This window comes from Ollibium composti, assembly GCF_004801285.1.
Taxonomy (GTDB): Bacteria; Pseudomonadota; Alphaproteobacteria; order Rhizobiales; family Rhizobiaceae; genus Mesorhizobium; species Mesorhizobium composti.
In genome coordinates, this window is sequence record NZ_SSNY01000004.1 from 312,931 (window position 1) to 319,537 (window position 6,607).

7 protein-coding genes, 1 tRNA gene and 1 pseudogene are annotated in these 6,607 nt (G+C 63.0%); 6 read left to right on the plus strand and 3 right to left on the minus strand.

Going from position 1 to position 6,607, the window contains the following annotated elements; all coding sequences use genetic code 11:
* Window positions 1-126: 126 nt before the first annotated feature.
* Together E6C48_RS09725 and E6C48_RS09730 are read left to right on the plus strand one after the other, a co-directional pair.
* On the plus strand, window positions 127-1,305 hold the full coding sequence (locus tag E6C48_RS09725; protein ID WP_136356528.1) for a CaiB/BaiF CoA transferase family protein: 1,179 nt from the start codon (window positions 127-129) through the stop codon (window positions 1,303-1,305).
* Window positions 1,302-2,159, plus strand: coding sequence for a citryl-CoA lyase (locus E6C48_RS09730; protein ID WP_136356530.1), 858 nt, complete (start codon window positions 1,302-1,304; stop codon window positions 2,157-2,159). The genes E6C48_RS09725 and E6C48_RS09730 overlap by 4 nt, the downstream gene beginning before the upstream one ends.
* A 5-nt stretch (window positions 2,160-2,164) precedes the next feature.
* On the opposite strand, the gene E6C48_RS09735 is transcribed toward E6C48_RS09730, so the two are convergent.
* From E6C48_RS09735 to E6C48_RS09745, 3 genes are all read right to left on the minus strand, one after another.
* Entirely contained in the window at window positions 2,165-2,653 is a 489-nt protein-coding gene (locus E6C48_RS09735) for an NUDIX hydrolase (protein WP_136356532.1), read from the minus strand.
* A 129-nt stretch (window positions 2,654-2,782) separates the two neighbouring features.
* Window positions 2,783-3,103 carry a hypothetical protein gene (locus E6C48_RS09740; protein WP_136356534.1) on the minus strand — a complete coding sequence of 107 codons (321 nt, stop codon included), beginning with the start codon at window positions 3,101-3,103 and terminating at the stop codon, window positions 2,783-2,785.
* Window positions 3,104-3,246: 143 nt separating this feature from the next.
* The gene (locus E6C48_RS09745; protein ID WP_136356536.1) at window positions 3,247-3,423 is read right to left on the minus strand and encodes a Flp family type IVb pilin; all 177 of its coding nucleotides are present in this window, start codon (window positions 3,421-3,423) and stop codon (window positions 3,247-3,249) included.
* 567 nt (window positions 3,424-3,990) lie between these two features.
* Between E6C48_RS09745 and E6C48_RS09750 the strand changes: the two genes are divergently transcribed.
* The 4 genes and pseudogenes from E6C48_RS09750 to gstA all read left to right on the plus strand — a co-directional run bounded on the left by E6C48_RS09750 (window position 3,991) and on the right by gstA (window position 6,109).
* A tRNA-Ser gene (locus E6C48_RS09750) sits at window positions 3,991-4,080 on the plus strand.
* A 441-nt stretch (window positions 4,081-4,521) separates the two neighbouring features.
* The gene (tnpA, locus tag E6C48_RS09755) at window positions 4,522-4,968 is read left to right on the plus strand and encodes an IS66-like element accessory protein TnpA (RefSeq protein WP_136356538.1); all 447 of its coding nucleotides are present in this window, start codon (window positions 4,522-4,524) and stop codon (window positions 4,966-4,968) included.
* Window positions 4,965-5,261 (plus strand): annotated as a pseudogene (gene tnpB, locus E6C48_RS23165) (IS66 family insertion sequence element accessory protein TnpB); the annotation flags it as partial. The gene tnpA and the pseudogene tnpB, both read left to right, overlap by 4 nt.
* Before the next feature lie 242 nt (window positions 5,262-5,503).
* Window positions 5,504-6,109 (plus strand): glutathione transferase GstA, encoded by a 606-nt coding sequence (gene gstA, locus E6C48_RS09765; protein WP_136356540.1) that lies wholly within the window; start codon window positions 5,504-5,506, stop codon window positions 6,107-6,109.
* Window positions 6,110-6,607: the final 498 nt, after the last annotated feature.

Consider the following 6,607-nt stretch of genomic DNA (forward strand, 5'->3'; position numbering starts at 1 on the left):
CAGCGACCATTCGTCCACAATCTTACGCCTCTTCGCGAAAGCCTCCAACCTCCCTCGTCCTGAGGTGCGAGCGGAGCGAGCCTCGAAGGATACACGACAATTGCAGACCCCGAACAGGCCAGATCCATGACGGGCCTGCTTGCCGGCATCCGCGTGCTGGACCTCACCAACGTTCTGGCAGGCCCCTACTGCGCCTACCAGCTTGCCCTGCTGGGTGCGGACGTCATCAAGGTGGAGCAGCCCGCCGGCGGCGATCTGGCGCGCCAGCTCGGCGCTTCGCCGAAACTGAACAAGGCGCACATGGGCGCTTCCTTCCTGGCGCAGAACGCCGGCAAGCGTTCCGTCACGCTCGACCTCAAGAACGAAACGGATCGCAGGCGCTTCCTCGACCTCGTCGCCACCGCCGATGCGCTGGTCGAGAATTTCCGCCCCGGCGTCATGAAGCGCCTGGGACTGGACTACGAGGCCTTGAAGGCGGTCCGACCGGGCCTCGTCTATTGCGCCATCTCCGGTTTCGGCCAGGACGGGCCGATGCGCGACAACCCGGCCTACGACCAGATCGTCCAGGGCCTGTCCGGCATCATGAGCATCACCGGCACGCCTGAGACGGCGCCGCTGCGAGTGGGCTACCCGGTCGCCGACACCCTGGGCGGGTTGACCGGTGCCTTTGCCATCGCCGCGGCATTGGTGCGCCAGAAAACGAGCGGCGAAGGCGCCTTCCTCGATGTGTCGATGCTGGAATGCACCCTTTCGGCGCTCGGCTGGCCGGTCTCCAACTACCTGACAGCTGGCGTCGAGCCCCAGCCGATGGGCAACGAGAACATGACGGCAGCGCCTTCCGGCGCTTTCGCCACCGCCGACGGCCTGATCAACATCGCCGCCAACAAGCAGGAGCAGTTCGTCGTCCTATGCGGCCTGATCGATCGGCCGGAACTCGCCACGGACCCGCGCTTCGCCGAGCGCGAGACGCGCAAGAAGAACCGTTTCGAACTGAAGGCGCTTATCGAAGCGGCACTCGCCTCAGCCACAGCCGCCGCGTGGGAAGAAAAGCTCAACCGCGCTGGCGTACCGGCCGGACGGGTGCTGACCATTCCGCAGGCCTTGGCCGAGCCGCAGGTCAGCGGCCGCGGCATGACGGTGCGGTTCGAGGACGTGCCGGGCGCCGAACGCCCGGTTACGGTGGTGCGCGGCGGCTTCCTTGTCGACGGCGCAGCACCTGTCCCGACCCTGCCGCCCCCTGCCCTAGGCCAGCACGGACAGGAGGTGTTCGCCACTCTGCCACCGCGCAAGGGAACGACAGAATGAGTGGCAAGGAGAAGAAGCCGAATGAGGAGACGACCGGCCGCGCGCGCGGCGAGGAATGGTGGCAGACCTCGATCATCGAGATGATGCCGGGCGTCATCCGCCTGCGTGGCTACGAGATCCAGGACCTGATCGGCCGCGTCTCCTTCCCGGCGATGATCTGGCTGATGCTGCGCGGCGAACTGCCCACGGACGAACAGGCCGACCTGCTTGGCATCGCGCTCGGTGCCGCCGTCGATCACGGCCCGCAGGCGCCGTCGATCGCCATCGCCCGCATGGCGGCCACCTGCGGCGTCGGCATCAACAGCGCCATGGCTTCCGCCATCAACGTGCTGGGAGACGTACATGGCGGCGCCGGCGAACAGGCGCTTGCCTTCTACGGCGACATAGCCGCCGCGATGGACGAAGGGGCGACACTCACGGATGCCGTTACCACGCGGCTAAATCGGTTCTTCGCGGAAGAAAGCGGCTATGTGCCGGGCTTCGGCCATCGTTTCCACCCGGTCGATCCGCGTGCGCCGCGCCTTTTGGAAGTGACGCGGGATTTTGCCGCGCGCGGCGTTATTGGCGGACGTTTCGCCACCATTGCCGAGGCAATCGAAGCGGAAATCACCCGCCGCAAAGGGAAAAGAATCCCGCTCAACATCGACGGCGCCACCGCCGTCATCTACGGCGAACTCGGCTTCCCGCCGCCGCTGACGCGCGGCCTGTTCGTGCTGTCGCGCTCCGTCGGCATCCTGGCGCACGCCTGGGAGCAGACCGAACAGGGCGGCCGCAACAAGGGGCCGCTGCCGCGTGAGTGGCTGTGGGCCTATGCCGGCACGCCGAAGCGGAAGTTGCCGGACGACGGCGGATAGTCCGCTCAGGCTGCCGGACTATCCACCGGCTCGGCTTCCTCGACCGGCGGCTTGAGTTCCTTCAGCAGCGTGGCCAGCTCGGGCTCGTCGATGAGCATGGCCGCGTCCGCAGTCGTCAGCCATGCGCGGCGGCGGCTCTTTTTCTCCCGCCACGCGGTCAGTTCCTCGCTGACGGCAAGCAGGTAGACCGTCACGTCGACCCGTACGAACTGCCGCTCGAGCCGCTTCCAGTAGCTGTAGCTGCCGGCCGGTTGCTTCAGCACCTTGCCGATGACGCCCGCTTCCTGCTCGGCCTCGATGCCCGCGACCTTGCGGCCGCTCTTGCCCTTCATCGGCCACCCCTTGGGAACGATGAAGCGGCGCGTTTCGCGCGATGTCACCAGAAGCACTTCCAGTTCGCCACCGGACCCGAACCGGAACGGTATGGCGGCGACCTGCCGGATGCGTTCGCCCTTCCTGGCCTTGCGGACCGCGTTCTTCTTGGTGACCGTCATGATCCTTCCGGTTGGCGGCGTGATTCGTGCTCGACAGCCTCACCATGTACCGGTTCGGCCGCGGTTTTCCACCCTGTTTCCCATAGTCGGCTAAGAAAGAGATCGCTTGCCTTCAGCGACAATCGGCCCTCACCGGCAATCGGCAAGCGTGCCGTAGACCTGGCCCTGACAGCCCGGCTTCATGCGCGGCACCTGCCGCCTGGGCGGAGGCAGGATAGTGACCGCGTTGCGGTCGTCTTGCCGCAGTCTCTGCTGCTCGTTCTGGAACTGCTGGCGCGACAGACGATTCTGCAGCGCCTGGAGATCGCCGGCACTGGCGCCCGGCATCACGACGACGGGCGCCGGCACGATATCGACAGCCTGCGCACCCGTCACCGACAGACCGCAGGCAAACGCCCCTATGAACAGGCTTGCAAAGGCGGCGCGGGCACGGCTGGCATCGTATCTCATGACCTTCCCAATATAGGGCGGATGCGCCAGGTTTTCACGAGATCGGGCAGCGGCATTATCTTTATATGGTGCAAACGAAAGGGGCCGCCCGAAGGCGGCCCCGATCTACACACCAGAAACGGTGCTTACACCTGCGTCCGATATCAAGGTGTGGTGACGTCGAGTGCAGTTGAGACATCCGTAAACCGGGCGATGAGGTTGGTGCCGACCAACCTGGCAGATGCGATGATGGCGATGGCGATCAGCGTGGCGATCAGGCCGTATTCGATGGCCGTGGCGCCGGATTCGTCTTTGTAGAAACGCGAGAGAAGCTTGGTCATTTGGTGTTCCTTTGCCCAGTTGTGACGTTCGTAAACCGGTCTCTTGTCGAACCGTGGCCCATATTGCGAGGCATCGATTTCGGTTGCGTTAAGCCAAATGGTAAACGAAAGGTGCATCGTGCCTTGCTTAACGAACCGCCAATCGCAGGCCTCGAATTGTCATGTTTCGACGACGACAAGGCCATGACTTTGCCCGCTCACAACGCGGCGCCGACCGGCGGGCCACGCCTGGCTGCTCGCGGGTTCGGTTTTCGATTCATGCCGCCCGAAAGCCGCTTGCAGCCTGTGCGTTCACTTTCCGCCGCCGAATCCTCAAAGCGGGAGGAACCGTACCGCTCCCGCAAGGCAGCGGCGAACAGGCATTGCCGGCGACTTGATCATATGACACGTCGATATGGCTTGGCATTCCGCTCCGGATCGACTAGATGAGCCCCGCACCCGTCATAACGGCGGGCGCAGCGGAAGGGCGATGCCGGTCGGGCGCGTCCGTGGCGGGCTCGCAGAGCCGGTTTCCGCCGAAGCGCGACCCCGACCCCGCGGTTCAACCGGCCGCAGGCGCGCACCGACGGAGAGGTGGCCGAGTGGTTGAAGGCGCACGCCTGGAAAGTGTGTTTACGGGAAACCGTAACGCGGGTTCGAATCCCGCTCTCTCCGCCACGTACAGTTGTATGTGATTGATAAATAACGATTTTCTTATAGAGCTTGTAGCAGAACCCTCGTTCCAGCCCACATTTTATAGTGGGCACCATTGGCCTGAAATGCACTTCGCTGGATGATCGGCGCGGGCATACCCGATGCGAGCCATGTGTCACCTCACGGTTTAGGCCCGGCGCGACCCTGTCACAAATAGCCACTGTCAACCCAGATGTTTCATGGCCGGCTGTCACAGCCAGCGGTCACCCAGGGTATACCCTGTTGCGACGCGCTGCGGTTGTCGAACGTTGTGGCAGTGCAAGTCACCTTTGGGCCGATGGCTGGCCCGACGAGTCTTGTGAAGATCTTATGGAAGTTATTGTAGAAAGGTGAGCGCTGTTGCGGCACCACCTTTCGCGCGTGGTCATGAGCCACGATGCTCGGAGCCTTTGAGGGCTTCGACACATGGCGATTTCAGAGCTTACGCTTAAGTCCAGGGACGAGGAGCGGGTTCGACGGCTTGAGATATTCACGGGTTCTGGACGGCGGCGCGAATGGTTGCCGGAGGAGAAGGCGCGGATCGTGGCGGAAAGCTACGATGCCGGCGAGACGGTGAGCGCGGTGGCCCGGCGCTATGCACTGTCCCCGCAGCAGCTGTTGACCTGGCGCCGGTCCGCGCGGGTGCCGTTGGGGAACGCGCCGGCACCGGAGCCATTGTTTGTTCCAGCAGTGGTCGCGGCACCGGAGCCCGAACCGGCGGGGAAGCGCGCGAGATCGACACGGAAGCGGAAGGCCGTGCGAGAAGCCGGCGTGATCGAGCTGGAGATTGACGGCGTCGCCATGCGGGTCGGTCGTGGCGCCGACGCCAGGACGGTGGCGGCGGTGATCCGTGCGCTGAAGGCGCCGTCGTGATCGGGCCGACGGGTGCGGTCAAGGTGATGGTGGCGACGAAGCCGGTGGACTTCCGCAAGGGGGCCGAGGGCCTGGCGGCGCTGGTACGCGAGACGATGGGCGCCGATCCGTTCTCTGGCACGGTCTACGTCTTCAGGGCCAAGCGCGCCGACCGGGTCAAGCTGGTGTACTTCGACGGTACCGGCGTGTGTCTGCTGGCGAAGCGTTTGGAGGACGGCAAGTTCTGCTGGCCTGCCATCACCGATGGCGTGGTGAGGCTGTCGGCGGCGCAATTGCAGGCGCTCCTGGAAGGGCGGCAGCGGCTGCGAGGGATAGGGACAGAAAGTGAGGCATCTAACCTATCCGAACGAATAGGTCGCAAACAGGGCGATTGCCCGCATCGACAGAAAGGCTCCGCCTCGCCTAGCCATCTCGACTGCACGAACCAGAGGCATTCATTCTCTTTCCTTGAACGATCTGTTCGCCAGACGAGCGATTGAGATCACTCCGCTCGCATGGCAAGTCGTCGCCGCAAATCCACCTGGAGTGATCGTTCATGAAACTGTACTACAGCCCCGGCGCCTGCTCGCTGGCTCCTCACATCGTCGCCAGCGAAGCGGGACTCGACCTTGATCTCGTCAGGGTCGATCTCGCAAGCAAGAAGACGGAAGGCGGCGACGACTTTCTCAAGGTGAACCCCAACGGCTACGTCCCGACGCTGGTGACGGGTGCTGCTGAACCTGTCACCGAAGCATCGGTGGTGGTGCAGTATCTTGCGGATCAAAAGCCCGAAGCCGGCCTTATGCCCAAGTCGGGCGATCCCGCCAGATATCGTATCCAGCAATGGCTGGCTTTCATTTCAACCGAACTGCACAAGACGTTTAGCCCGTTCTTCAAACCGACCACGCCCGACGCGACAAAAGAGGCAAATCGCGCCCTGCTTTCAAAGCGCCTAGGCTATGTCGAGACCGAATTGGCTAACGGCCCGTATTTGACGGGAAACACGTTCACCGCCGCAGATGCTTATCTGTGGACCGTCCTTGGCTGGTCGAAAGCCGTAAACTTCGATCTTTCTTCCTTCCCGAACGTCCAACGCTTCATGGCCACGGTCGCATCTCGTCCTGCGGTGCGCAAGGCTCTTCAAGAAGAAGGCCTCGCATAAGGCGAACACCTGTCATCGCAAACGCACTGAACGACAAAGCCCCGAATACACTTATAATCGCAAGGACCTTGTCGTGAATTGGCCTGTTCCGGCATGGGCCGGAGCAGGATCTGCAAGTTGCCTTCATGTCGATCGAGGACGGGCCGCCGCGGCAACCCAGATCCGGGCGCCCTCGTCATCCTGCTGGCAGAACCCGCAAGCTGGCGACATGGGCGCGAAAGATTGCCTGGACAACGGCCTTTCGCGAGGTCACGCAAGCCAACGGAAATTCACCGTCAATTTGATTCCGTTCCAAAAACGGCGCCGAGGAAAGGCGACGCATCGCTTCCTCTCAAATCAGTTTGTAATATTTATCGTTATCGCACCCAGGCTGTTGATTTCCGCTGAGAGCTGACCCGGGATTGAGGGATTTTTCCATTGAGAAGTGACCCATGTTTGAACCCACCCCTGCTGGTTGATTGCAGGGGACTTTGGAGTGATAGACATGGCGTTACTGAG